Below are 23,365 nucleotides of genomic sequence, written 5' to 3'. Positions count from 1 at the left end.
ATACTCAAAACTGGAAAGCAATTCCCATTTTTTATCTTCGGGTTATGGTTTTTTGTTTATTTTTTAATATTCGACAGCGATCAGCTTTTAATTTGTTGTTTTTGCGAGCCAGCGCACAATTGCGTATTCTCTTAATTCGGGTGTGAAATAACGTAATTGAGCATCAAATCAGGAAATTCCAGTATTAAGGCATCGAAGTTACTCGCCGTATTACCTGATTAGGGAGTTCAATATGCAGGCTTATTTTGATCAACTCGACCGTGTTCGTTACGAAGGCCCGAAAACCACTAACCCGTTAGCATTCCGCCATTACAATCCTGATGAGCTGGTACTGGGTAAACGTATGGAAGATCACTTGCGTTTTGCTGCCTGCTACTGGCATACCTTCTGCTGGAACGGTGCGGATATGTTTGGTGTTGGCGCGTTTGATCGCCCATGGCAACAGCCGGGTGAAGCGCTAATGTTGGCGAAACGTAAAGCTGACGTAGCCTTTGAATTCTTCCACAAACTGAATGTACCGTTCTACTGCTTCCATGATGTTGACGTGTCACCAGAAGGCGCATCGCTGAAAGAGTACAAAAATAACTTCGCTGAAATGGTTGATGTGCTGGCAGCGAAACAAGAACAAAGCGGTGTGAAACTGCTATGGGGTACAGCGAACTGCTTTACTAACCCACGCTACGGCGCAGGGGCGGCAACTAACCCGGATCCAGAAGTCTTTAGTTGGGCGGCAACACAAGTGGTTACCGCGATGGAAGCAACCAAACGCTTGGGTGGTGAAAACTATGTACTGTGGGGTGGTCGTGAAGGTTATGAAACCCTGCTGAATACCGATCTGCGTCAGGAGCGCGAACAACTTGGGCGCTTCATGCAGATGGTTGTTGAGCACAAACACAAAATTGGCTTCCAGGGCACACTGCTGATTGAGCCGAAACCGCAGGAGCCAACCAAACACCAGTACGATTACGATGCCGCCACGGTATATGGCTTCCTGAAACAGTTTGGTCTGGAAAAAGAGATCAAACTGAATATCGAAGCTAACCATGCGACGCTGGCAGGTCACTCTTTCCACCACGAAATTGCCACCGCCATCGCGCTGGGGCTGTTCGGCTCTGTTGATGCCAACCGTGGTGATGCGCAATTGGGCTGGGATACCGACCAGTTCCCGAACAGCGTGGAAGAGAATGCGCTGGTAATGTATGAAATCCTTAAAGCGGGTGGCTTTACCACCGGTGGTCTGAACTTCGACGCCAAAGTTCGTCGTCAGAGCACCGATAAATACGATTTGTTCTACGGTCATATTGGCGCAATGGATACTATGGCGCTGGCATTGAAAGTGGCTGCCCGTATGATTGAAGACGGTGAACTGGACAAACGTGTGGCGCAGCGTTACTCCGGCTGGAATAGCGAGCTGGGTCAGCAAATTCTGAAAGGCCAGATGTCACTGAGTGACCTGGCAAAATATGCCCAGGACCATAATCTGTCTCCGGTCCATCAGAGCGGTCACCAGGAATTACTGGAAAGTCTGGTGAATCATTATTTGTTCGATAAATAATCGTTAACAAAGACAGTCCCTGAGCCCGGTAAGCGGTAGCGATACCGGGCATTTTTGTAAGGAATGATCGCTATGTATATCGGGATAGATCTTGGTACATCGGGTGTAAAAGCTATTCTGCTCAATGAACAGGGTGAGGTTGTCGCGTCGCATACAGAAAAACTTACCGTATCACGCCCCTATCCTCTCTGGTCAGAGCAAGATCCAGAACAGTGGTGGCAGGCAACCGACCGTGCTGTAAAAGCATTGGGGCAGTTGCATTCACTACAGGGTGTTAAAGCGTTAGGTATTGCCGGGCAGATGCATGGAGCAACGCTTCTTGATTCGCAAAATCAGATTCTGCGCCCGGCTATTTTGTGGAATGACGGTCGATGCGGTGAAGAGTGTGCTTTGCTGGAGCAAAAAGTACCACAGTCTCGGGCTATCACCGGCAACCTGATGATGCCTGGCTTTACTGCGCCAAAACTGCTTTGGGTTCAACGTCACGAACCGGAGGTTTTCAGCCGGGTGGCAAAAGTGTTACTGCCGAAAGATTATCTGCGTCTGCGTATGACGGGCGATTTTGCCAGCGATATGTCTGATGCCGCAGGAACGATGTGGCTGGATGTGGCGAAGCGTGACTGGAGCGATGTCATGCTGGAGGCCTGTCAGTTAACCCGTGATCATATGCCTGCGCTTTACGAAGGCAGTGAAATCACCGGCACGTTATTACCGGAAGTTGCCCGTGCATGGGGAATGCCATCTGTACCTGTTGTTGCGGGTGGGGGCGATAACGCCGCAGGGGCCGTCGGCGTGGGAATGATTGACGCAAACCAGGCGATGTTGTCGCTCGGAACATCTGGTGTGTACTTTGCTGTTAGCGAAGGCTTTTTGAGCAAGCCGGAAAGCGCCGTGCATAGCTTTTGCCACGCATTGCCGGAACGCTGGCATTTAATGTCAGTGATGTTGAGTGCGGCATCATGTCTGGATTGGGCGGCGAAATTGACTGGTATGGAATCTGTTCCGGCACTGATTAACGCAGCACAACAGGCTGACGAAAAGGCCGATCCTGTCTGGTTCTTACCTTATCTTTCTGGCGAGCGCACGCCACACAATAATCCACAGGCGAAGGGTGTTTTCTTTGGACTAACCCATCAGCATGGTCCGGCGGAGCTGGCAAAAGCAGTGCTTGAGGGAGTGGGATATGCCCTGGCCGATGGTATGGATGTGGTCCATGCATGTGGTGTTAAACCGCAAAGCGTAACGTTAATTGGTGGTGGTGCGCGTAGTGCGTACTGGCGTCAGATGCTGGCGGATATTAGTGGTCAGCAACTGGATTATCGTACAGGCGGTGATGTTGGTCCGGCACTCGGCGCGGCCAGGTTGGCACAAATTGCCGTCGGCAAAGACAAGTCGCTGGCAGAATTGCTACCACAACTCCCACTGGAGCAAACCCATACCCCAGATGCTCAACGTCATGTGGCATATCAGCCACAACGTGACACTTTCCGTCGTCTCTATCAGCAATTGCTGCCTCTTATGGGGTAATAAATTCCCCTGTCTGTCCGGGCAGGGGAATTTATCCAATCTATATATTTTTTAAATCAATAAAAATTTAATATGAATGTATTCTGAAAATCATTTGTTAATGGTATTTTTCAGTTTTGTCTTGTGTTAGTTGCTCGTAATGTATCCCCGTCATAGAGATAGGGAGGTCACAATGCAAATTTCAAAGGCAGTAGCAAGAGTATTATTTTTTACTGGTGCGTTGGTCTACCTGGCGGGGCTATGGTATTCATGCCCTCTGTTGAGTGGGAAAGGCTATTTTCTGGGCGTGTTAATGACAGGCACATTTGTGACTTACTCATATCTACGTGCAGAAAGATTCAGCAATATAGATGAAACATTTTCTCGTATCTGCCAGTTCGTTGCACTACTTACTGTTGGTCTGTTGTTTCTCGGTGTCAGGAATGCCCCCATTAATGTTTATGAAATGGTGATATATCCTGTTGCTTTTTTCGTCAGTATATTTGGTCAAATAAAGTTAATGCGTGCGGAGTAATGTTATATTCTCACTGGTTCGAGTATAAGCCTGAAAGGTATTCTACTTTTCAGGCTAATGGTTGCTAACTGACCAGTCTTCTGCGATCAATTTTTTGTAATATTACAGAAAGTAATAAGCTACTGATCAGCGTAATACTAAATATCCAGAGTATATCCAGCAATGGCGATGTTTTAAATTCAAGACCACGGGTACGCAAGGCATGAATGATAAAAGCATGAAAGCCATATATTCCCAGAGAATGACGGGATATTAAGTTAAGTCCCGGAACTGTATGGGTATTAAGCGTATTTTTTACGAATGTCAGTAATGACACCGCACAAATAAATACCATCGGTCCACAGTAAAGATACCAGGTATCCGCAAAGTTGCCACGCCACTGTAATTCATACAGTGTGCCTCGTGAGATGATAAACACTCCTGCAACAAACAGTATTGCGCTTATCCAGGTTAGCGACCTCTTTTGGGTATTCATCATGCCGATAGCTCTACCTAACATGCCGTACAGAATGTAATAGACAGTATCACCGTTGATATATAAATTTATTGGTAGCCATTCGACTCCATCGATTTTTTGCGGTACTGTATTTGGATTAGCAATGATTCCGATAATAACCATCAGTATCAATAACATCTTACCGCTTATGTTTTTCACTTGAATAATCGGGGAAACGAGATATATCACAATAATGGCGAAGAAAAACCACAGGTGATAAAAAACGGGTTTTTGCAGCAGATTTTTGAGTGATAACTCAATATTAATCGATGTGAACAGCGAGATATATAACAGTGCCACAAGGCTATAAAAAATCAGGCACAATCCAATGCGTAAAAAATGGCGTGTTTGAGCGCTTCGTTCACCAAAGAAGAGATAGCCTGAGATCATAAAAAACAATGGTACGCTAACACGAGACGCGGAGTTTAGTACATTTGCCAAATCCCAACTTTCAGGGCTAATGCTATGAGCATTAGTGACATACCATGTGGTGGTATGAATCATCACCACCATTAAACAGGCTATTCCTCGCAGGTTATCAATCCAATAAATTTTGGGTGGCATCTGTGTCTCTGTGTCTGGTTAAAAAAATTCTGACCGATAAATCATTGAAGCATCGCACTGGATTAATCTGAGTTTTATGGCTACAGATTATAATGGCTTGAGTAAAATCTTACCCCTCAGCCACTATACAGAACTCAATAATAAGACTCACCTGCAAAAGACGGTAATTTGATGATGATGAAGTATTGCTTTCCAGCAATAGTACTTATGTTGATGGCAGGATGTTCAACACCACCACCAGAACAGAAAGCTCAAAGGGTTAAAGTTGATCCCATTCGGTCATTGAATATGGAAGAGCTATGCAGAGATCAGGCGGCAAAACGCTATAATACAGGTGCGCAAAAAATCGACGTCACCGCCTTCGAACAGTTCCAGGGAAGCTACGAAATGCGCGGTTATACCTTCCGGAAAGAGCAGTTTGTCTGTTCTTTTGACGCGGATGGCCATTTTTTGCATCTTTCCATGCGCTAAGGCCTGCCTTTTTCCCGTTTCGTACTGTATATCTTCCATCCAGCGGGTATACTGATCCCTTCCTTTAAATCCACACGTATCCAGCACGAAATAATATGCAAAAGTTTGATACCAGGACCTTCCAGGGCTTGATCCTGACCTTACAGGATTACTGGGCTCGCCAGGGCTGCACCATTGTTCAACCATTGGACATGGAAGTCGGCGCGGGAACCTCTCACCCAATGACCTGTCTGCGCGCGCTGGGGCCAGAACCGATGGCGGCTGCTTATGTTCAGCCTTCTCGTCGCCCGACCGATGGTCGCTACGGCGAAAACCCCAACCGCTTACAGCACTACTATCAGTTCCAGGTGGTTATTAAGCCATCGCCGGACAATATTCAGGAGCTGTACCTCGGTTCTCTGAAAGAGCTGGGCATGGATCCGACCATCCACGACATCCGTTTCGTGGAAGATAACTGGGAAAACCCGACGCTGGGTGCCTGGGGGCTGGGCTGGGAAGTGTGGCTGAACGGCATGGAAGTGACGCAGTTCACTTACTTCCAGCAGGTTGGTGGTCTGGAGTGTAAACCGGTTACCGGCGAGATCACCTACGGTCTGGAACGTCTGGCAATGTACATTCAGGGCGTAGACAGCGTTTACGACCTGGTCTGGAGCGACGGCCCGCTGGGTAAAACCACCTACGGCGACGTGTTCCATCAGAACGAAGTGGAGCAGTCCACTTACAACTTCGAATACGCGGATGTGGACTTCCTGTTCACCTGCTTCGAGCAGTACGAGAAAGAAGCGCAGCAGCTGCTGGCGCTGGAAAATCCGCTGCCGTTGCCAGCCTACGAGCGTATTCTGAAAGCCGCCCACAGCTTCAACCTGCTGGATGCGCGTAAAGCCATCTCCGTCACTGAGCGTCAGCGCTATATTCTGCGCATTCGCACCCTGACCAAAGCAGTGGCAGAAGCATACTACGCTTCCCGTGAAGCCCTCGGCTTCCCGATGTGCAACAAAGATAAGTAAGAGGCGGCTATGTCTGAGAAAACTTTTCTGGTGGAAATCGGCACTGAAGAGCTGCCACCAAAAGCACTGCGCAGCCTGGCTGAGTCCTTTGCTGCGAACTTTACTGCGGAGCTGGATAACGCTGGCCTCGCACATGGCACCGTTCAATGGTTTGCTGCTCCGCGTCGTCTGGCGCTGAAAGTAGCTAACCTGGCGGAAGCACAACCGGATCGTGAAATCGAAAAACGTGGCCCGGCAATTGCTCAGGCGTTCGATGCCGAAGGTAAACCGAGCAAAGCGGCAGAAGGTTGGGCGCGTGGTTGCGGTATTACCGTTGACCAGGCTGAGCGTCTGACCACCGATAAAGGCGAATGGCTGCTGTATCGCGCCCATGTGAAGGGCGAAAGCACCGAAGCACTGCTGCCGAATATGGTCGCCACTTCGCTGGCGAAGCTGCCGATCCCGAAACTGATGCGTTGGGGCGCAAGCGACGTGCACTTCGTGCGTCCGGTTCACACCGTGACCCTGCTGCTGGGCGACAAAGTCATTCCGGCAACCATTCTGGGCATTCAGTCCGATCGCGTGATTCGCGGCCACCGCTTTATGGGCGAGCCGGAATTTACTATCGACAATGCCGATCAGTATCCGGAAATTCTGCGCGAGCGCGGGAAAGTTATCGCCGATTACGAAGAACGTAAGGCGAAGATTAAAGCCGATGCCGAAGAAGCCGCGCGTAAGATTGGCGGTAACGCTGACTTAAGCGAAAGCCTGCTGGAAGAAGTGGCTTCGCTAGTGGAATGGCCGGTTGTGCTGACCGCAAAATTCGAAGAGAAATTCCTCGCGGTGCCGTCTGAAGCGCTGGTTTACACCATGAAAGGTGACCAGAAATACTTCCCGGTGTATGCGAACGACGGCAAACTGCTGCCGAACTTTATCTTCGTTGCCAACATCGAATCGAAAGATCCGCAGCAAATTATCTCCGGTAACGAAAAGGTTGTTCGCCCACGCCTGGCGGATGCCGAGTTCTTCTTCAATACCGACCGTAAAAAACGTCTGGAAGATAACCTGCCGCGCCTGCAAACCGTGCTGTTCCAGCAACAGCTTGGCACGCTGCGCGACAAAACTGACCGCATTCAGGCGCTGGCGGGCTGGATTGCTGAACAGATTGGCGCTGACGTGAATCATGCCACCCGTGCGGGCCTGCTGTCTAAGTGTGACCTGATGACTAACATGGTCTTCGAGTTCACCGACACTCAGGGCGTTATGGGTATGCACTACGCGCGTCACGATGGTGAAGCGGAAGATGTCGCCGTAGCGCTGAATGAGCAGTATCAGCCGCGCTTTGCCGGTGATGACCTGCCGTCTAACCCAGTGGCTTGTGCGCTGGCGATTGCTGACAAGATGGATACCCTGGCGGGTATCTTCGGTATCGGTCAGCATCCGAAAGGCGATAAAGACCCCTTTGCGCTGCGTCGTGCCGCACTTGGCGTGCTGCGTATTATCGTTGAGAAGAACCTCAACCTTGATCTGCAAACGCTGACCGAAGAAGCGGTGCGTCTGTATGGCGATAAGCTGACTAATGCCAACGTGGTTGATGACGTTATCGACTTTATGCTCGGTCGCTTCCGCGCCTGGTATCAGGACGAAGGTTATACCGTTGACACCATCCAGGCGGTACTGGCGCGTCGTCCGACTCGCCCGGCAGATTTTGATGCTCGTATGAAAGCGGTATCGCACTTCCGTACGCTGGATGCAGCGGCAGCACTGGCGGCGGCGAATAAGCGTGTATCTAACATCCTGGCGAAATCAGACGAAGTGCTGAGCGACCGCGTGAATGCCTCTACTCTGAAAGAGCCGGAAGAAATTAAACTGGCGATGCAGGTGGTTGTGCTGCGCGATAAACTGGAGCCGTACTTCGCCGAAGGTCGTTACCAGGATGCGCTGGTCGAACTGGCTGAGCTGCGTGAACCGGTCGATGCTTTCTTCGATAAAGTGATGGTAATGGTTGATGACAAAGAATTGCGTATCAACCGTCTGACCATGCTGGAGAAACTGCGCGAACTGTTCCTGCGCGTTGCGGATATTTCGCTGTTGCAGTAATAACGTCGTTATTAAAAAGCCTGCCATCTGGCAGGCTTTTTTATCGCTAAATAATAGAGCAACCTTTAATAATCTTCTGCTGAATAAAGATTGTCTCATATATTAATTTTATGAGATTTTTTTAGGATTATATAAAGGAGAAGAAAAGAACTTATTAAGCTAGAATAGCCACGGGTGCTTGAGACTGTTTGTCTCAGGTATTCACCGAAAGGCAGACAGAGAAAAGCCCCACCTGACTATAAATCAAAGTGAGGCCCCTCTATGCATAGACACCATAAGGTTAGCCTCTTACTCGTTGGAAATCAACACAGGAGGCTGGGAATGCCGCAGAAATATAGATTACTTTCTTTAATAGTGATTTGTTTCACACTTTTATTTTTCACCTGGATGATAAGAGATTCACTGTGTGAATTGCATATTAAACAGGAGAATTATGAGCTGGCGGCGTTTTTAGCCTGCAAATTGAAAGAGTAAGAGTCTTCGGCGGGAAGTTATTCCCGCCTTTCTTATGGCGTTGGGTATTCTCAATGCACCCTAATTTATTTCTTTAATGAATGCTTTTTTAAAAATACGAATGAATTTGGCTATTAAATAAGTTTTTAATCGGGAACAGGAATGGTTCGGAGCCTTCATGAATAAACTGCTTTTACTGTTGATAATGCTTTATCAACGACATCTTTCTCCTCGCAAAGGCTACCGCTGTGCTTACAGTGTGTTGTACCAAACGCAGGGATGTTCGGGAGCAGTCAAAGAGATTATTCAACAGAAAGGTGTTATTGCAGGCTGGGGTGAGATACGTCAGCGTTTTGCAGATTGCCGACTTGCAGCACAGACAATCAGGCAGAAGCAAGACCTGAACGAGGTAATACGTAAAAAGAAGAATAATGATTGTGATTGTTCCGGGTGTGATGGTGCGGTCTGTCGTGATTGCCACATCCCGGTGCCGGATCTGGATTATTCCTGGGACTGTTCTTCTCTACATATAAAGCGGTTTTTCCAATAAAAAAATCCCCGCCATTTGGCAGGGATCTTAGATTCTGTGCTTTTAAGCAGAGATTACAGGCTGGTTACGTTACCAGCTGCCGGGCCTTTAGCGCCGCTTTCGATGGTGAAGGACACTTTCTGACCTTCGTCCAGAGATTTGTAACCATCGTTCTGGATAGCAGAGAAGTGTACGAACACGTCTTTAGAGCCATCGTCAGGAGTGATGAAGCCGAAGCCTTTGTCAGCGTTGAACCATTTTACGATACCAGTCATTTTACCGGACATAGTGTATTACCTTTAATAATTAATTGTGCCTTTCGGCGATATGGCGTGCTTTACAGATTTTTGAAGCGTTAAAGGAAATGCACTACGAGGGGTATCAACGATAACTCTTGAAGAGGACTTGCCTTACTACACTGCTTTAATGGTCTGTACGTCAAACCGTTGAGTGCATTAAGCCACGTAACTTATGTAAAAGCAACTTTTATTTTTCTAACTTATGGTTAATTGTATGTAAAACGGTCCTTCGAACAGGACCGTGAATGTTAAAAAAAGAAATAAAATGCTATTCCATCAATTGTTTACTTAACGCCGGGTTGGCCTGGATCAGTCGCATCAATTTTAGTTCGGTGCTGGAAGGTCTTACACGTCTGGACTCCCATTCACGTACCATGGCAACTGAAACGCCTAAAACTCTCGCAAAATCATCAATCTTTAGCCCTGTACCTCTGCGTAATTGCTCAAATTCATTAAAAGCACAGGGTTTCTTCGTCAGGTTTGTTTTAGAAATTTCTTCTTTAAAAACAATTTGTTCAAGGTTGCTGAGCAGCTCAACCATTGGATCTTTATATTCCATTTAGAACTCCTCTAAATCACACAGCGGGATCGTGAATTTCATCGAAGCCAGTTAAGAATAGCCTTAATCAGATAAGCCGGGCGGGTATTTTTGCACGCAAATTGTGCAGATTCGTTTCAGCGATGGCGCAGACGTGATTTCCAGGACGCTAACAAATTGATATACGCAAATTTATTTTTTCTTCATAACCAATGTAAACTTGCGCAAATCTTAATCGCCTGGCGAAACAACTCTCGCCAGGCGATATAATCAGGCTTTTTGCGTTGCGCTACTCAGATCTTCCGTAGCGGATTGCGTCAGAGGCAACTGGCGCTTACCAACCCAATATTTCACCATGAGCGCCAGTGCTGATACCAGCGCCGGAATTGCCAGGAAGGTAAATATGGTTTCGAAAGACAGCTGGGCCTGCATTAAAAACGCGCCACTGAATGCGCCGAGGATCCCACCAAAGCGGCCCAGGCCTAACATCCAGGCAACGCCTGTCGCACGGCCCTGGGTAGGGTAAAAACCAGCAGCCAGAGCAGGCATTGATGATTGTGCGCCATTCATAATGGTTCCGGCGATAAATACCATCACTCCCATTAATACCAGGTTACTGGTGGAGAAACCTACCAGGCAAACAAAGATGCCTGTCAGTAGCCAGCCAACGGCGACTACTTTATTAGGGTTCAGTTTATCCATCAGCGCGCCAAGCAGCAGGACACCGATCCCACCACCAAGAGGGAATAGCGCGGTGATAATAGACGCCTGACTTAAGGTCGCGCCTGTTTCACGAATTAGTAATGGCAGCCAGCTGGTCAGCAGGTAAAAAATCAACAGGCCCATAAAATAGGTCAGGCATAGCATCACCGTTCCCACGGCGTAACGTGGGGAGAAAATAACACCCAGCGCCGATTTCTCTTTTACCAGCCCAGCCTCACGCAACACAAAATACGTTTGCTCAGGAACAGGGGCGATGCGGCGTAAAATAGTACCGATTTGCCGCTGAGATTTATTTTTCACCACCAGGTAACGTGCGGATTCCGGTAACAGGAAAATCAGAACGACAGCCAGAATCAACGGCATTATACCGCCGAGGATCAGTACGCTCTGCCATCCATAATGGGGGATAAGCCAGGCTGAAATAAATCCGCCCATCGAAGAGCCAATCGGAAAACCTACAAACATCAGGTTAACCAGTAAGGCGCGACGACGCTCCGGGGCATACTCGCTCATTAAGGTTGCCGCGTTAGGCATTGCCGCACCCAGCCCCAGCCCGGTTAAGAAGCGTAGGGCAGTAAGTTGATTTAACGTACTGGCAAAGGCGGTTAATAAGCTAAAACCACCAAATACCAGGATCGACATAATCAGTACTTTCTTGCGTCCAATACGATCCGCCATCGGGCCTGCGGTGAGTGCGCCAACAGCCAACCCGACCAGTGCAGCACTCATTACCGGGCCTAATGCTGACTTCTCTACGCCCCATTCCTGCACCAGGTCGGAAGCAATAAAACCGATAATTGCAGTATCAAAACCGTCCATAGCGACGGTCACAAAGCACAGTACCAGGATCATCCACTGGTAGCGGGAAAAAGGATGCTGATTAATAAATGCCTGAATATCAGTTGTTCTGTTTGTCATGCGATTATTCCTGCAAAGCAAGGCGGGCAACGGAGGGTGTTCTTATCTTCACGACCGCATTGGTGATTCAAATGTGCGATTACCGAACCTTTATCCGTTAATCGTTCATTTAATCAAAACATTGAAACTCCTGGTGGGCAATCGTCCTGCTGGCGATACCGGGCGATTATCGTACTGTTTAGCGCTTTGTAGAGCAGTGCAGGATGAAAAAGACAAATAAATCATAGTGATGTTATGACTCATGGCCATTGTTCTTATCGTGTTAAATGTGATGAAAGTAACAAATTTATAACATTTAAAAGTGCCAGCCAGAAAACGAATTTTTCCCTGCAAGATTATGCGGAAAGGGTATCCTGCAAGCCTGACCTGGACTATCCTTGTCAACGTCAGACACGCATGTGTCGTTGTGCGCATTTTTGGGTGAAAGGAGTATAAAAATGGCGACAGGTAAGTCCTGCTCTCGCTGGTTTGCGCCTATTGCGGCGTTATTAATGGTTATTAGCCTGAGTGGGTGTTTTGATAAAGAAGGCGATCAGCGCAAAGCGTTCATCGATTTCCTGGATAATACAGTCATGCGTAGTAATGAACGGATACCGACTTTAACTGCCGATCAGAAAAAGCAGTTTGGTCCGTTTGTTAATGATTACGCCGTTTTGTACGGTTACTCACAGCAGGTAAATCAGGCGATTGATTCTGGTTTGCGTCCGGTCGTCGATAGTGTAAATGCGATTCGTGTACCGCAGGACTATATGACTCAGCGTGTTGCACTGCGCGATCTGAATGGTTCATTAGGTGTGCTGGCGCAGCAATTGCAGAATGCAAAATTGCAGGCGGATGCTGCTCATGGCGCACTTAAGCAGTCTGAAGATTTAAAACCGGTATTTGATAAGGCATTTAATAAAGTGGTGACGCTTCCAGCCGAAGCACTGCAGCCGATGATCCCGGTAGCGCAGACCTTTACCCAGCAGCTGGTGCAGGTGGGTGATTATATTGCTCAGCAGGGTACTCAGGTTAGCTTTGTGGCAAATGGTATTCAATTCCCGACCTCTCAACAGGCAAGTGAATACAATAAGCTAATCGCGCCACTGGCAACTCAGCACCAGGAATTTATTCAAGCCTGGACGAAAGTAAAAAGCGCAACTGAATAATAATTTTAATGCCCGATAATGCTTCGGGCATTAATTAAGTCTATTTATTCAACAATCTGATACCGGAGTGGATATACCCCTCCGGTATTTTTTTACTTCGCGACTTGCGGATTCACGCAGTTCTTATCGACATTGCCCTGTAGCGCTGCGATCAGGTTGTCCACCGCACAAGCCGCCATGTTATAACGTGTTTCATGAGTGGCAGAACCGATATGTGGCAGTGCCACCACGTTTGGCATAGCAAGCAAAGGGGAATCTACTGGCAGTGGTTCCCGCTCAAACACATCCAGTCCGGCAGCGTGAATTTCTCCCTTCTGTAATGCGCTTATCAGGGCTTTTTCATCAACCACTGGGCCACGACCAGCGTTAATGAAAATGGCGGAGGATTTCATTTTGGCAAATTGTTCAGCACCGAAGAGATGATGCGTTTCTTCGGTTAACGGCAGAATCAGACAAACGAAATCAGCTTCCTGCAACAACGTATCGAGATCGCAATAGCGGGCGTTAAAGCGCTCTTCTGCCTGCGGGTGTTGGCGACGAGCGTTATAGAGAATCGGCATGTTAAAACCAAAGTGTGCACGCTGGGCCAGTGCCATACCAATGCGCCCCATGCCAACAATCCCTAAGGTCTTGTGATGTACATCACTACCAAACCAGTCAGGCCCAATGCTGGCAGTCCATTCACCGGCTTTTACGCGTTCTGCGACTTCCACCACCCGACGAGAAGTGGCGAGAATAAGCGCCATCAACGTATCCGCGACAGTTTCAGTCAGCACTGTAGGAGTATGCATCAGCAATACTTTACGGGCGTTAAGGGCATCAACATCAAAATTGTCATAACCTACAGAGATCGTTGACGTTGCCCGCAGCTTTGGCATTTTTTCCAGTAATGCATCATCCACTTTTTCGCTTGAACCCAACAGACCTTCCGCATTCGCAAACGCTTCTGCGTGTTGCTCTACCGTTTGTGGGCTCAGGTTGCTTACCTGCGTTACAGTAAAATGTTCCTCAAGGCGTTGCAGTAAATCGTCAGGTAACTTTTTATAAAGAATAATGGACGGCTTCATGCGAATCTCCGTGATTAATATTTAAGCGTGGCGCGCGCCAACGGGTAGCGGTTGATTGGCTGCTGGTTTAACAATCAATGTTAGCCATACAGAAACGAAAAGCGCTACCCCCATGAAAATGAATGATGCTGATGGGCTACCGGTTACCCCATTGAGATAACCAACAAACCATGAGCCGAGGAACGAGCCCAGCGCTCCCATACTGTTGATCAATGCCATTGCGCCACCGGCAACATTACGTGGCAGCATTTCTGGAATAATGGCAAAGAACGGACCATACGGGGCATACATTGCAGCGCCTGCGATCACCAGTAAGGTATAAGAAAGCCAGAAATTGTTAGCACCCACGGCCCAGGAGCCGATAAAGGCAATCGCGGCAATCAGCAGTGAAGGCCAGACAAAGAGCTTACGATTTTGCAATTTGTCCGATGCCCAGGAGACAATAATCATTGCCGCTGTCGCTGCCAGATAGGGGACAGAAGAGAGCCAGCCGACTTCAACCATACCCAGGTTTTCACCACCGCTACGGATAATTGATGGTAACCAGAGCACAAACCCATATACCCCGATGCTCCAGGTAAAATACTGCATACACAGTAAGATGACGTTACGGGAGCGGAAGGCTTCACCATAGTTACGAACGGCTTTGATACCTTGTTGTTCCTGCTCTAACTGTGCCTGTAACGCCGCTTTCTCTGATTCAGAAAGCCAGCCTGCCTGCGCAGGTTTATCTTTTACCAGCACCCACCAACAAAAGGCCCAGATGATGGCCGGCACACCTTCGATGATAAACATTTCGCGCCAGCCAAACGCCTGAATCAGGTAGCCAGAGACAACCGACATCCACAGCACTGTTACCGGATTTCCAAGGATCAGAAAGGTATTGGCACGTGAGCGTTCAGATTTGGTAAACCAGTTACTGATATAAATCAGCATCGCAGGCATGACCGCAGCTTCTACCACCCCGAGAATAAAGCGAATTGCTGCCAGTGCCGGAATGTTGCTGACCATCCCTGTCAGCGAGGCACAACCGCCCCATAAGATTAGACAGACGAAAATCAGTTTGCGGACACTACGCCGTTCTGCATATACCGCTCCAGGGATCTGGAAAAAGAAGTAACCGAGGAAGAAAAGGGCCCCCAGCAGCGACGAAATCCCTTTAGTAATACCGAGGTCTTCGTTGATGCCAGCGGCGGATGCGAAACTAAAGTTCGCACGATCAAGGTACGCCAGGCTATACGTGATAAACACGATAGGCATGATGTACCACCAACGTTTTGCTGCGTTTGTTGAGCTGTTCATAGGCCTGCCTCTATGCTTCAGGTTAGAGCGCCTCTGTAGGTAGGGACAGAGGAGTACGTATCAGATTGTTTTGTTACTCATTTTTATAGGGGAGTTACTCTCCCAGTTGTTCACGTGTCGGAAGCCCTTCACTGTCGCCCTGTACCTGAATCGCCAGTGCGCCAATTTTATTCCCCCGAGTGACCGCCTGATGTAGTGTGCGACCTTCTAATAGTGCACTGATAACACCACATGCGAAGCCATCTCCGGCCCCAACGGTATCGACCACGTTTTCGACTTTAACCGGGGCAACACTGCCCTTCTCGCCATCGGCTGTTTTATACCAGGCGCCATCAGCACCCGTTTTCAGTACAACCGCTTTGACGCCATGTTGAAGATAGAAATCGGCAATACCTTCCGGTGTCTGTTGTCCGGTTAAGATCATGCCTTCTTTCAACCCCGGAAGTACCCAGTCAGCCTGAAAAGCGAGGTGGTTTAGTTTTTCAATCATCTCGGCTTCACTCTTCCACAGCACCGGACGCAAATTGGGATCGAACGAAATAGTCTTACCCAGAGATTTCATCGTATGAGCTGCGTGATTAAGTAAGTCATAAGAGCTTGCAGAAAGTGCCGCTGCAACGCCGCTCAGGTGTAAATGACGTGCACTGGCAAACCAGCTCTCGTCATAGTCGTCCAATGAGAGATAACTGGCGGCGGAGCCTTTACGGAAATATTCCACAATGGGATCGGTTCCATTTTCAGTCTTAGATTTAAGCTGAAAGCCGGTTGCGTGGTCGCTATCGCAACTGACGCCACGGGCATCAATCCCCTCTTTTTGCAACGTATTGAGAACCATACGACCGAAGCTGTCATTTCCGACGCGACTTACCCATGCGACCTTTAAACCCAGACGTGCCAGGCCTGTTGCCACATTTAGCTCGGCACCTGCCACGCGCGTGATAAAATTTTCTACTTCCGCTAAATCGCCTGTTTGCGTAGCCACAAACATTGCCATTGCTTCACCGATAGTGATGACATCCAGCGAGTGTTTCATCTCTTCACTCCTTACGTAATAAATCGACATAACGGCGAGTTACGGCCGCCAAATCAGCCCCTTCCAGGGGAAATTCGATGCCACGTGGCACATCGGCAGGAAGCATCGTGAGTAGTTTCAGCCAGCCACTGTCAGCGTTGTCCGGGGGGACGGCACGAAAACTCTCTTTGTGAGGAAGAACCGCTTTAACATGGATATAGCCCACAGAATGGGCTAACTGATACGCCGCTTCTTCTGGTGAATCCCCCACCCACAGCCAGTTGCCCATATCAAAGGTCAGTTTGACTGGCAGCTCAAATTGCTGACAAATCTCCTTAAAACGCAGCATTGGCTGCAAGCGTCCGCAGGGGGTTTGATCATTTTCAACCACTAACGCCATACCACTGCTGGCAAGCCAGTCGCGTAGAGTATTGAGTTGATCAGGGTGACCAAAATGACCTAAAGAGACTTTCAGCCACAGAGATTTCAGATCCTTCGCTTCCTGAAGCAACTGAGGAAGTTGCGGGTTAAGATCGCCATTTTCTATAAATAACGGTTCGGGAGCGGAATAACAGGCCTGAAGTCCGGCATGTTCAATGGCGAGGCCCAGTTCCGCTAGTGCCAGTAAATCCGTAGAAGTAAACAGTTCTCGACGAATTTCAACGCCATCGGCACCGGATTTTGCAATAACCGGCAGAAGTGCTTTCTGCCCGCCTGCTGCCTGAATGTGCTCATAACCGTAAGCGGCGGTGACCACGAAAATTTTTCTCTGCATGGGAACTCCCTGGCTAGCGCGATTGATATAACGCTAGTTGGAACCGGTTCCAAAGAAAAGGGCGCTGTGTTGAAATTATGATCGCTATCACGAAGGAATTTAACGTGCCGTTGATCCGCGAACAATCAACTCGCCGGAGAAAACGTGCTCACGAATAGGCTCTGTAACGCCTTCAATACGGCGTACCACCTGTTCCACAGCCGCATAACCAATTTGCCAGGTCGGTTGTTTGAGCGTGGTAATCCCCACGCCTGCCAGTTCGGCCCATTCCAGCTCATCAAAACCAAGCAGGCCGATATCACTGCCCCAGTTCAGGCCAATACGTTTGAGCGCGCGTGCTACCTGTAGCGTTAGTGCGCCGTTTGCCGACATCACGGCTTTGCGCATTCCCCGATGTTGCTGGTGGAACTGGCGAAGCGTGTTTTCCAGAAGTGTATTCTCAGCCAGTGGAACTTCTGCATTCTGCGCTACAACACCCGGATAACGTGCCAGAGTAGCGTGAAAAGCATTTAGCCTTTCACGTCGCGTGTTTACCATTCCCAGCGGTTCGCTGAGAAAGAGTATGGCTTCAAACCCTTGCTCAATTAAATGCTCGGTAGCGGTAGTTGCAGCTTGCGTGTTGTCCAGTCCAACAACATCACAGGCAAAATCGGGGATCTTGCGATCAATAAGCACCATTGGCAGTGCCGACTGTTGCAAACGATTTAGCCCTTCTTCACGCATTCCTACGGCATTGACCACAATACCTTCCACCTGGTAGCTGCGTAGCAAATCGAGATAGTGTTGTTCCTGATTCACTTCATTGTTGGTATTACACACCAGGGGAGTGAATCCTTTATCGCGACAAGCCGCCTCAATGCCACTTAACACATTTACCGAGTAGGGGTTAGTAATATCGGCGATAATCAGGCCAATCAGCCGGGTACGGCCACGTTTCAGGCTTCGGGCCATAAGGCTGGGGCGATAATCAAGATCGGCAATCGCTTTTTCAATCCGCGCCAGCAATGCTTCGGAAAGCAGATGTTTTTCGCCGTTGAGGTAACGAGAGATGCTGGTTTTGCCGGTTTTTGCGGCTTTTGCGACATCGCTAATGGTGGGGCGCGTTGATTTTGCTGCCATAGGGGGATTCCTTGCCTGAAAGTGAGAACACCTTAACGCGAAAATTAGCGCTGGCAAGATGATAAATGTCGGATGACGAAACCGCCATCCGACATTGGGGAATTACAGCGGGCTTAAGGTAATTTCTACGCGACGGTTTTGTGCTTTACCTTCTGCGGTGCTGTTGCTGGCGATTGGGTTAGCCGGACCCATACCACGCGTGTTGATACGGTTAGCTGCCACGCCCTGAGTGATCAATGCGCTGGCAACGGAGTCTGCACGTTGCTGAGACAGACGCATATTCAGGTCGTATCCACCAGTGCTGTCAGTGTAGCCAAGTACGTTTACAGCGGTTTTCGGGTACTCTTTCAGTACCATTGCAACGCCGGTCAGCGTGTTCGCACCTGCCGGTTTTAGAGTGGCGCTGTTGCTGTCGAAAGTGACGTTATTTGGCATGTTGAGGATAATGTTATCCCCACTGCGGGTTACGCTTACACCAGTACCGCGCATTTTGTCGCGCAGTTTCGCTTCCTGCACATCCATGTAATAACCAACGCCGCCGCCCAGAGCAGCGCCAGCGGCTGCGCCAATCAGTGCGCCTTTACCGCGATCTTTTTTCGAAGAAGAGAGCGCGCCAATGCCTGCACCAACAAGTGAACCCAGACCCGCACCGATGGCAGAGTTACCCGCTTCGCGCTCGCCAGTGTAGGGGTTAGTTGTACAACCAGATACTGCCAGAGCACCGCTCACAATGGCGGCAATAAGATAAACACGTTTCTTCATCGTTAATCCTTAATAACCTTTTTATTCTTTGCCACGGTTGCCGTGGCGGGAGATTATGCCGTGTGAACATGAAGATTTTTCCTGGGATTACTCGGAAATTTGTAAGTAATATTTAACTGCTCAATACATCTAACCTTTCAGGAGCCTTTGGTTTGGCCAACTCATCCTCACGATATTCCGTTCTGACTGCCGCCCACTGGGGGCCCATGCTGGTTGAAACTGACGGCGAAACCGTGTTTAGCTCGCGTGGCGCGTTATCCAGAGGAATGGATAACTCCTTGCAGAGCGCGGTTCGCGACCAGGTTCACAGCAATACGCGGGTACGATTTCCCATGGTGCGCAAAGGCTTTCTTGCGTCACCGGAAAACCCGCAAGGCATTCGTGGGCAGGATGAATTTGTTCGCGTGAGTTGGGATGAGGCGCTGGATCTTATTCACCAACAACATAAACGCATTCGTGAGGCTTATGGTCCGGCGTCGATTTTTGCGGGTTCCTACGGCTGGCGTTCAAACGGCGTGCTGCATAAGGCCTCGACATTATTACAACGCTATATGGCGCTGGCGGGTGGATATACCGGGCATCTGGGGGATTATTCGACCGGCGCGGCACAGGCGATCATGCCGTATGTCGTGGGGGGCAGCGAAGTTTATCAACAGCAGACCAGTTGGCCGCTGGTGCTGGAACATAGCGATGTCGTGGTGTTGTGGAGTGCTAACCCTCTCAATACGCTGAAAATTGCGTGGAATGCATCCGATGAGCAGGGGCTTTCTTACTTTTCCGCACTGCGTGACAGCGGGAAAAAGCTGATCTGCATTGATCCAATGCGATCGGAAACCGTCGATTTCTTTGGCGATAAAATGGAGTGGGTAGCACCGCATATGGGCACCGATGTTGCTCTGATGCTGGGGATCGCCCATGCGCTGGTGGAAAATGGCTGGCACGACGAAGCGTTTCTGGCGCGTTGCACCACAGGTTATGACGTCTTCTCCTCTTATCTGCTGGGCGAGAGTGACGGAATAGCGAAAACTGCCGAATGGGCGGCAGAGATTTGTGGGGTTAACGCAGAGAAAATCCGCGAACTAGCGGCTATTTTCCAGCAAAATACCACCATGCTGATGGCTGGCTGGGGAATGCAGCGCCAACAGTTTGGTGAGCAAAAACACTGGATGATCGTCACGCTGGCGGCAATGTTAGGTCAAATAGGTACGCCTGGCGGCGGCTTTGGTCTTTCTTACCATTTTGCCAATGGTGGTAACCCCACGCGCCGCGCTGCGGTGCTTTCATCTATGCAGGGCAGCTTGCCAGGTGGCACCGATGCGGTAGATAAAATCCCCGTAGCCCGTATTGTTGAAGCACTGGAAAACCCTGGCGGCGCGTATCAACATAACGGCATGAACCGCCACTTCCCGGATATTCGTTTTATCTGGTGGGCGGGCGGCGCCAACTTTACTCATCATCAGGATACCAATCGCCTGATCCGTGCCTGGCAAAAACCGGAGCTGGTGGTGATCTCCGAGTGCTTCTGGACGGCAGCGGCGAAACACGCCGATATCGTTCTGCCTGCGACCACTTCGTTTGAGCGTAATGATCTCACCATGACCGGCGATTACAGTAATCAGCATCTGGTGCCGATGAAGCAAGTGGTGCCACCACGTGATGAAGCGCGTAATGATTTTGATGTTTTTGCCGGGTTGAGTGAACGCTGGGAGAAGGGCGGCTTTGCGCGGTTTACGGAAGGGAAAAGTGAGCTGCAATGGCTGGAAACGTTTTATAACGTCGCCCGGCAACGTGGGGCAAGCCAGCAGGTTGAATTGCCGCCATTTGCTGAGTTCTGGAAAGCCAACCAGTTAATTGAGATGCCGGAACACCCGGACGGTGAGCGGTTTATTCGCTTCGCTGATTTTCGCCGCGATCCGCAGGCACATCCATTAAAAACCGTCAGCGGTAAGATTGAAATCTTCTCGCAGCGTATTGCCGATTACGCTTATCCGGATTGCCCGGGGCATCCGATGTGGCTGGAGCCGGATGAGTGGCAGGGCAATGCCGAACCAGAACAGTTGCAGGTACTTTCTGCCCATCCGGCGCACCGCCTGCACAGTCAGTTGAATTACAGCTCTCTGCGCGAATTATACGCGGTGGCAAACCGCGAACCCATTACCATACATCCTGAAGATGCTCTGGCGCGCGGCATAAAAGAGGGGGATATAGTGCGGGTGTGGAACTCCCGTGGGCAGATCCTTGCCGGAGCGGTCATTAGCGAGGGAATTAAACCTGGCGTGATTTGCATTCACGAAGGGGCATGGCCGGATCTGGATTTAACCGCTGACGGCATTTGTAAAAACGGCGCAGTGAATGTATTGACTAAAGACCTCCCCAGCTCGCGGCTGGGGAATGGTTGTGCAGGCAACACGGCTTTGGCGTGGCTGGAAAAATACAACGGTCCTGAACTGCCACTTACGGCGTTTGATCCACCTGCCAGCTCATAATCCAGGTTGGGTGCTGGGTTTGTTCTTGCCATGCACTGTCAATAACACGGAAACCCTGCGCCATGTAGAAACGCAGTGCTTGCAGGTTTTCCTGGTAAACCTCCAGCATCAGAAATGGATAACGCTGTTGCACATGTTGCATTAGCGCTCTGCCAATACCGCGCCGTGCAGCCTTCGGCGCGACAAACATCGCGGCTAAAAAGCGATCTTCTATGATGCTGACAAAGCCCAGAAATTCGCCTTTCTCTTCCCACATCGAAGTTATTGCGTTGGCAAGGTAAACATCCCGCACCACTTGCAGGCTGTCATGCCAGTATTGTTCATCAATAAAAGGATGCCCCCAGGTCGTGCTTTCAATCCACAGATCTAAAATGGCAGGCAGATCGGAACTTTGCGCTTCACGAATCATTTTGGCCTCCCGGATGGCAAAAACAGCTTGTAACGTGGTCATTGACCAACCCACAGGCCTGCATAAATGAGTAGCAAATGGTAGTGCCGACAAACTTAAATCCACGTTTTTTCAGCGCTTTCGATAGCGCGTCGGAAGCCGGTGTTGAAGTGGGAATTTCGCTGAGAGTTTTGGCGTTACGAATCTGCGGTTGATGATTCACAAACGACCAGACGAAATCCGCAAACGGCTCACCGTTTTGCTCCATCTGCAGATATGCCCGCGCATTGCCAATAATTGCCTGGATTTTCCCGCGATGACGGATAATTCCGGCGTTCTGAACCAGGCGTTCGACATCTTCTTCTTGCATTGCTGCAACCCGAACGGGATCGAACTGATGAAAACAGGCTCGATAATTTTCGCGTTTTTTAAGCACGGTAATCCAGGATAATCCCGCCTGTTGCCCTTCAAGGCAGATCATTTCAAATAATTTTTTACCGTCAGTTTCCGGTACGCCCCACTCCTGATCATGGTAGGCGATGTAGAGCGGATCCTGAGTAACCCAACCACAACGTTCCATACTTTCCCTCGTATTTGTTGTTTTGTATAAATTTTGTTCTGCTTGCCTTGACGCGCCAGCTAAAAAGGCAATATTTAATACAGGGCTAACAGCCCGATCTCCATCACACAATGACAATAATAATGCCGAATTCGGCTCTTCTCTGGAGTCGTGTTGATGATTATAAAAATATGCAGTGGTCGCCGGGCGCTACGCGTCATGGCGAGCGTGATGATCTGCCCGTTTTTTTGCACCACAGCTCATGCCTGGCAACAAGAATATATCGTTGATGCGCAGCCAGGGCATAACTCTGAACGTTATACATGGGATAGCGACCACCAACCTGATTACGACGAAATATTGGCCCAGCGCATCCATCATAGCCAAAATGTACCTGGTTTGTCGGTTAGTCTGGCGGAAGATTCTCCCCTTGATGACACTCACGGTGTAACGCTTGGCTGGAACTTTCCTTTGTATGGTCAGGTGACCACCGGGCCGGTTGCGGCTTTGCATTATGATGGTACTTCCGCAGCGGTTTATAACGAATTTGGCGACAGCGCTATCGTGCAAACTGATCCGCTATGGCACGCGAGTGTCAGCACCTTAGGCTGGCGGGTTAATTCGCAATATGGTGATTTGCGGCCCTGGGCGCAGATCAGTTACAACCAACAATTTGGCGATAATCTCTGGAAGGCACAATCGGGATTAAACCGGATAATTGCCACTAATCAAAACGGCAATTGGCTGGATGTCACGGTGGGAGCAGATATGCTGCTTAATACCAATATTGCGGCGTATGCGGCTTTGTCTCAGGCAGAAAACAGCACTAACAATAGTGACTATCTTTATACCATGGGAGTGAGTGCCAAATTTTAACAATATGTTTACTAATGATCTTGTTCAATAACAATACTTGTGGCGATAGTAGGCGCTAACTTACATTTAGTATTTGTCATGTGAATATTTTGCGTGTCACTCATTCCTGAAATTAGGCATTTCATTCCATCCTGACGGCAGTTCATGCCGTTTTCTCCCTGCGCGAAATGCGCTTCGTTATTGTGACTGGCAGAGAAT

General features: G+C 49.2%; 24 protein-coding genes. 11 read left to right on the top strand and 13 right to left on the bottom strand.

Features of this window, described 5'->3' with window-relative positions; all coding sequences use genetic code 11:
• The first annotated feature begins 232 nt into the window (after positions 1-232).
• The 3 genes from xylA to yiaB all read left to right on the top strand — a co-directional run bounded on the left by xylA (position 233) and on the right by yiaB (position 3,596).
• Positions 233-1,555 (top strand): xylose isomerase, encoded by a 1,323-nt coding sequence (gene xylA / locus K0335_RS07940; RefSeq protein WP_001149554.1) that lies wholly within the window; start codon positions 233-235, stop codon positions 1,553-1,555.
• A gap of 72 nt (positions 1,556-1,627) precedes the next feature.
• A complete protein-coding gene (gene xylB, locus K0335_RS07935) occupies positions 1,628-3,082 on the top strand; it encodes a xylulokinase (protein ID WP_104920426.1) in 1,455 nt (484 codons plus the stop codon).
• Positions 3,083-3,254: 172 nt separating this feature from the next.
• Entirely contained in the window at positions 3,255-3,596 is a 342-nt protein-coding gene (gene yiaB, locus K0335_RS07930) for an inner membrane protein YiaB (protein WP_001167262.1), read from the top strand.
• Between the two features lie 64 nt (positions 3,597-3,660).
• Here the strand turns inward: yiaB and K0335_RS07925 are convergent, their stop codons facing one another.
• Complete coding sequence (locus K0335_RS07925) at positions 3,661-4,656, bottom strand: acyltransferase (protein ID WP_002432855.1); 996 nt, start codon at positions 4,654-4,656, stop codon at positions 3,661-3,663.
• 171 nt (positions 4,657-4,827) lie between these two features.
• Between K0335_RS07925 and K0335_RS07920 the strand changes: the two genes are divergently transcribed.
• From K0335_RS07920 to hokA, 4 genes are all read left to right on the top strand, one after another.
• On the top strand, positions 4,828-5,127 hold the full coding sequence (locus K0335_RS07920; RefSeq protein ID WP_024256552.1) for a YsaB family lipoprotein: 300 nt from the start codon (positions 4,828-4,830) through the stop codon (positions 5,125-5,127).
• Positions 5,128-5,222: 95 nt separating this feature from the next.
• On the top strand, positions 5,223-6,134 hold the full coding sequence (glyQ, locus tag K0335_RS07915; protein WP_001168544.1) for a glycine--tRNA ligase subunit alpha: 912 nt from the start codon (positions 5,223-5,225) through the stop codon (positions 6,132-6,134).
• A gap of 9 nt (positions 6,135-6,143) precedes the next feature.
• Positions 6,144-8,213, top strand: a complete 2,070-nt coding sequence (gene glyS, locus K0335_RS07910; protein WP_001291786.1) for a glycine--tRNA ligase subunit beta — start codon at positions 6,144-6,146, stop codon at positions 8,211-8,213.
• A 321-nt stretch (positions 8,214-8,534) separates the two neighbouring features.
• Positions 8,535-8,687 carry a type I toxin-antitoxin system toxin HokA gene (gene hokA, locus K0335_RS07905; protein WP_001135731.1) on the top strand — a complete coding sequence of 51 codons (153 nt, stop codon included), beginning with the start codon at positions 8,535-8,537 and terminating at the stop codon, positions 8,685-8,687.
• On the opposite strand, the gene K0335_RS22660 is transcribed toward hokA, so the two are convergent.
• The gene (locus tag K0335_RS22660) at positions 8,664-8,735 is read right to left on the bottom strand and encodes a hypothetical protein (protein WP_216665726.1); all 72 of its coding nucleotides are present in this window, start codon (positions 8,733-8,735) and stop codon (positions 8,664-8,666) included. The genes hokA and K0335_RS22660 overlap by 24 nt on opposite strands.
• Before the next feature lie 109 nt (positions 8,736-8,844).
• On the opposite strand from K0335_RS22660, the gene yidD reads away from it, so the two are divergent.
• The gene (yidD, locus tag K0335_RS07895) at positions 8,845-9,216 is read left to right on the top strand and encodes a membrane protein insertion efficiency factor YidD (RefSeq protein ID WP_104920427.1); all 372 of its coding nucleotides are present in this window, start codon (positions 8,845-8,847) and stop codon (positions 9,214-9,216) included.
• A 53-nt stretch (positions 9,217-9,269) separates the two neighbouring features.
• On the opposite strand, the gene cspA is transcribed toward yidD, so the two are convergent.
• The 3 genes from cspA to K0335_RS07880 all read right to left on the bottom strand — a co-directional run bounded on the left by cspA (position 9,270) and on the right by K0335_RS07880 (position 11,673).
• Positions 9,270-9,482, bottom strand: a complete 213-nt coding sequence (gene cspA / locus K0335_RS07890; RefSeq protein ID WP_000014594.1) for an RNA chaperone/antiterminator CspA — start codon at positions 9,480-9,482, stop codon at positions 9,270-9,272.
• Between the two features lie 280 nt (positions 9,483-9,762).
• Positions 9,763-10,053: an HTH-type transcriptional regulator gene (locus K0335_RS07885; protein ID WP_000455800.1), complete on the bottom strand. Its 291-nt coding sequence runs from the start codon at positions 10,051-10,053 to the stop codon at positions 9,763-9,765.
• 249 nt (positions 10,054-10,302) lie between these two features.
• On the bottom strand, positions 10,303-11,673 hold the full coding sequence (locus K0335_RS07880; protein WP_104920428.1) for an MFS transporter: 1,371 nt from the start codon (positions 11,671-11,673) through the stop codon (positions 10,303-10,305).
• Positions 11,674-12,110: 437 nt separating this feature from the next.
• Here K0335_RS07880 and K0335_RS07875 point away from each other — a divergent pair, with 437 nt between their 5' ends.
• Positions 12,111-12,821, top strand: a complete 711-nt coding sequence (locus tag K0335_RS07875; protein WP_000190514.1) for a DUF3053 domain-containing protein — start codon at positions 12,111-12,113, stop codon at positions 12,819-12,821.
• 92 nt (positions 12,822-12,913) lie between these two features.
• Here K0335_RS07875 and ghrB read toward each other — a convergent pair whose 3' ends face one another.
• The 6 genes from ghrB to K0335_RS07845 all read right to left on the bottom strand — a co-directional run bounded on the left by ghrB (position 12,914) and on the right by K0335_RS07845 (position 18,858).
• Positions 12,914-13,888 carry a glyoxylate/hydroxypyruvate reductase GhrB gene (gene ghrB / locus K0335_RS07870; RefSeq protein WP_000804666.1) on the bottom strand — a complete coding sequence of 325 codons (975 nt, stop codon included), beginning with the start codon at positions 13,886-13,888 and terminating at the stop codon, positions 12,914-12,916.
• 21 nt (positions 13,889-13,909) lie between these two features.
• Positions 13,910-15,190 (bottom strand): MFS transporter, encoded by a 1,281-nt coding sequence (locus K0335_RS07865; RefSeq protein WP_001089078.1) that lies wholly within the window; start codon positions 15,188-15,190, stop codon positions 13,910-13,912.
• Positions 15,191-15,284: 94 nt separating this feature from the next.
• Complete coding sequence (locus K0335_RS07860) at positions 15,285-16,223, bottom strand: sugar kinase (RefSeq protein ID WP_000682866.1); 939 nt, start codon at positions 16,221-16,223, stop codon at positions 15,285-15,287.
• Positions 16,224-16,227: 4 nt separating this feature from the next.
• Positions 16,228-16,977, bottom strand: a complete 750-nt coding sequence (locus tag K0335_RS07855) for a sugar phosphate isomerase/epimerase (protein WP_104920429.1) — start codon at positions 16,975-16,977, stop codon at positions 16,228-16,230.
• 99 nt (positions 16,978-17,076) lie between these two features.
• Positions 17,077-18,096: a LacI family DNA-binding transcriptional regulator gene (locus K0335_RS07850; RefSeq protein WP_000729229.1), complete on the bottom strand. Its 1,020-nt coding sequence runs from the start codon at positions 18,094-18,096 to the stop codon at positions 17,077-17,079.
• 102 nt (positions 18,097-18,198) lie between these two features.
• Complete coding sequence (locus K0335_RS07845; protein WP_000747615.1) at positions 18,199-18,858, bottom strand: OmpA family lipoprotein; 660 nt, start codon at positions 18,856-18,858, stop codon at positions 18,199-18,201.
• 152 nt (positions 18,859-19,010) lie between these two features.
• On the opposite strand from K0335_RS07845, the gene bisC reads away from it, so the two are divergent.
• Positions 19,011-21,344, top strand: coding sequence for a biotin sulfoxide reductase (gene bisC, locus K0335_RS07840; RefSeq protein ID WP_104920430.1), 2,334 nt, complete (start codon positions 19,011-19,013; stop codon positions 21,342-21,344).
• On the opposite strand, the gene K0335_RS07835 is transcribed toward bisC, so the two are convergent.
• The gene (locus tag K0335_RS07835; protein ID WP_000617495.1) at positions 21,313-21,753 is read right to left on the bottom strand and encodes an N-acetyltransferase; all 441 of its coding nucleotides are present in this window, start codon (positions 21,751-21,753) and stop codon (positions 21,313-21,315) included. The two genes, bisC and K0335_RS07835, sit on opposite strands and share 32 nt — an antisense overlap.
• Complete coding sequence (gene tag / locus K0335_RS07830) at positions 21,743-22,312, bottom strand: DNA-3-methyladenine glycosylase I (RefSeq protein WP_000438973.1); 570 nt, start codon at positions 22,310-22,312, stop codon at positions 21,743-21,745. The genes K0335_RS07835 and tag overlap by 11 nt, the downstream gene beginning before the upstream one ends.
• 156 nt (positions 22,313-22,468) lie before the next feature.
• Between tag and K0335_RS07825 the strand changes: the two genes are divergently transcribed.
• The gene (locus K0335_RS07825) at positions 22,469-23,167 is read left to right on the top strand and encodes an autotransporter outer membrane beta-barrel domain-containing protein (RefSeq protein WP_046082928.1); all 699 of its coding nucleotides are present in this window, start codon (positions 22,469-22,471) and stop codon (positions 23,165-23,167) included.
• Positions 23,168-23,365: the final 198 nt, after the last annotated feature.

The organism is Escherichia sp. GZ89, from assembly GCF_019366485.1.
Classification (GTDB): domain Bacteria; phylum Pseudomonadota; class Gammaproteobacteria; order Enterobacterales; family Enterobacteriaceae; genus Escherichia; species Escherichia fergusonii.
This window is presented reverse-complemented; position numbering and strand designations above follow the sequence as displayed.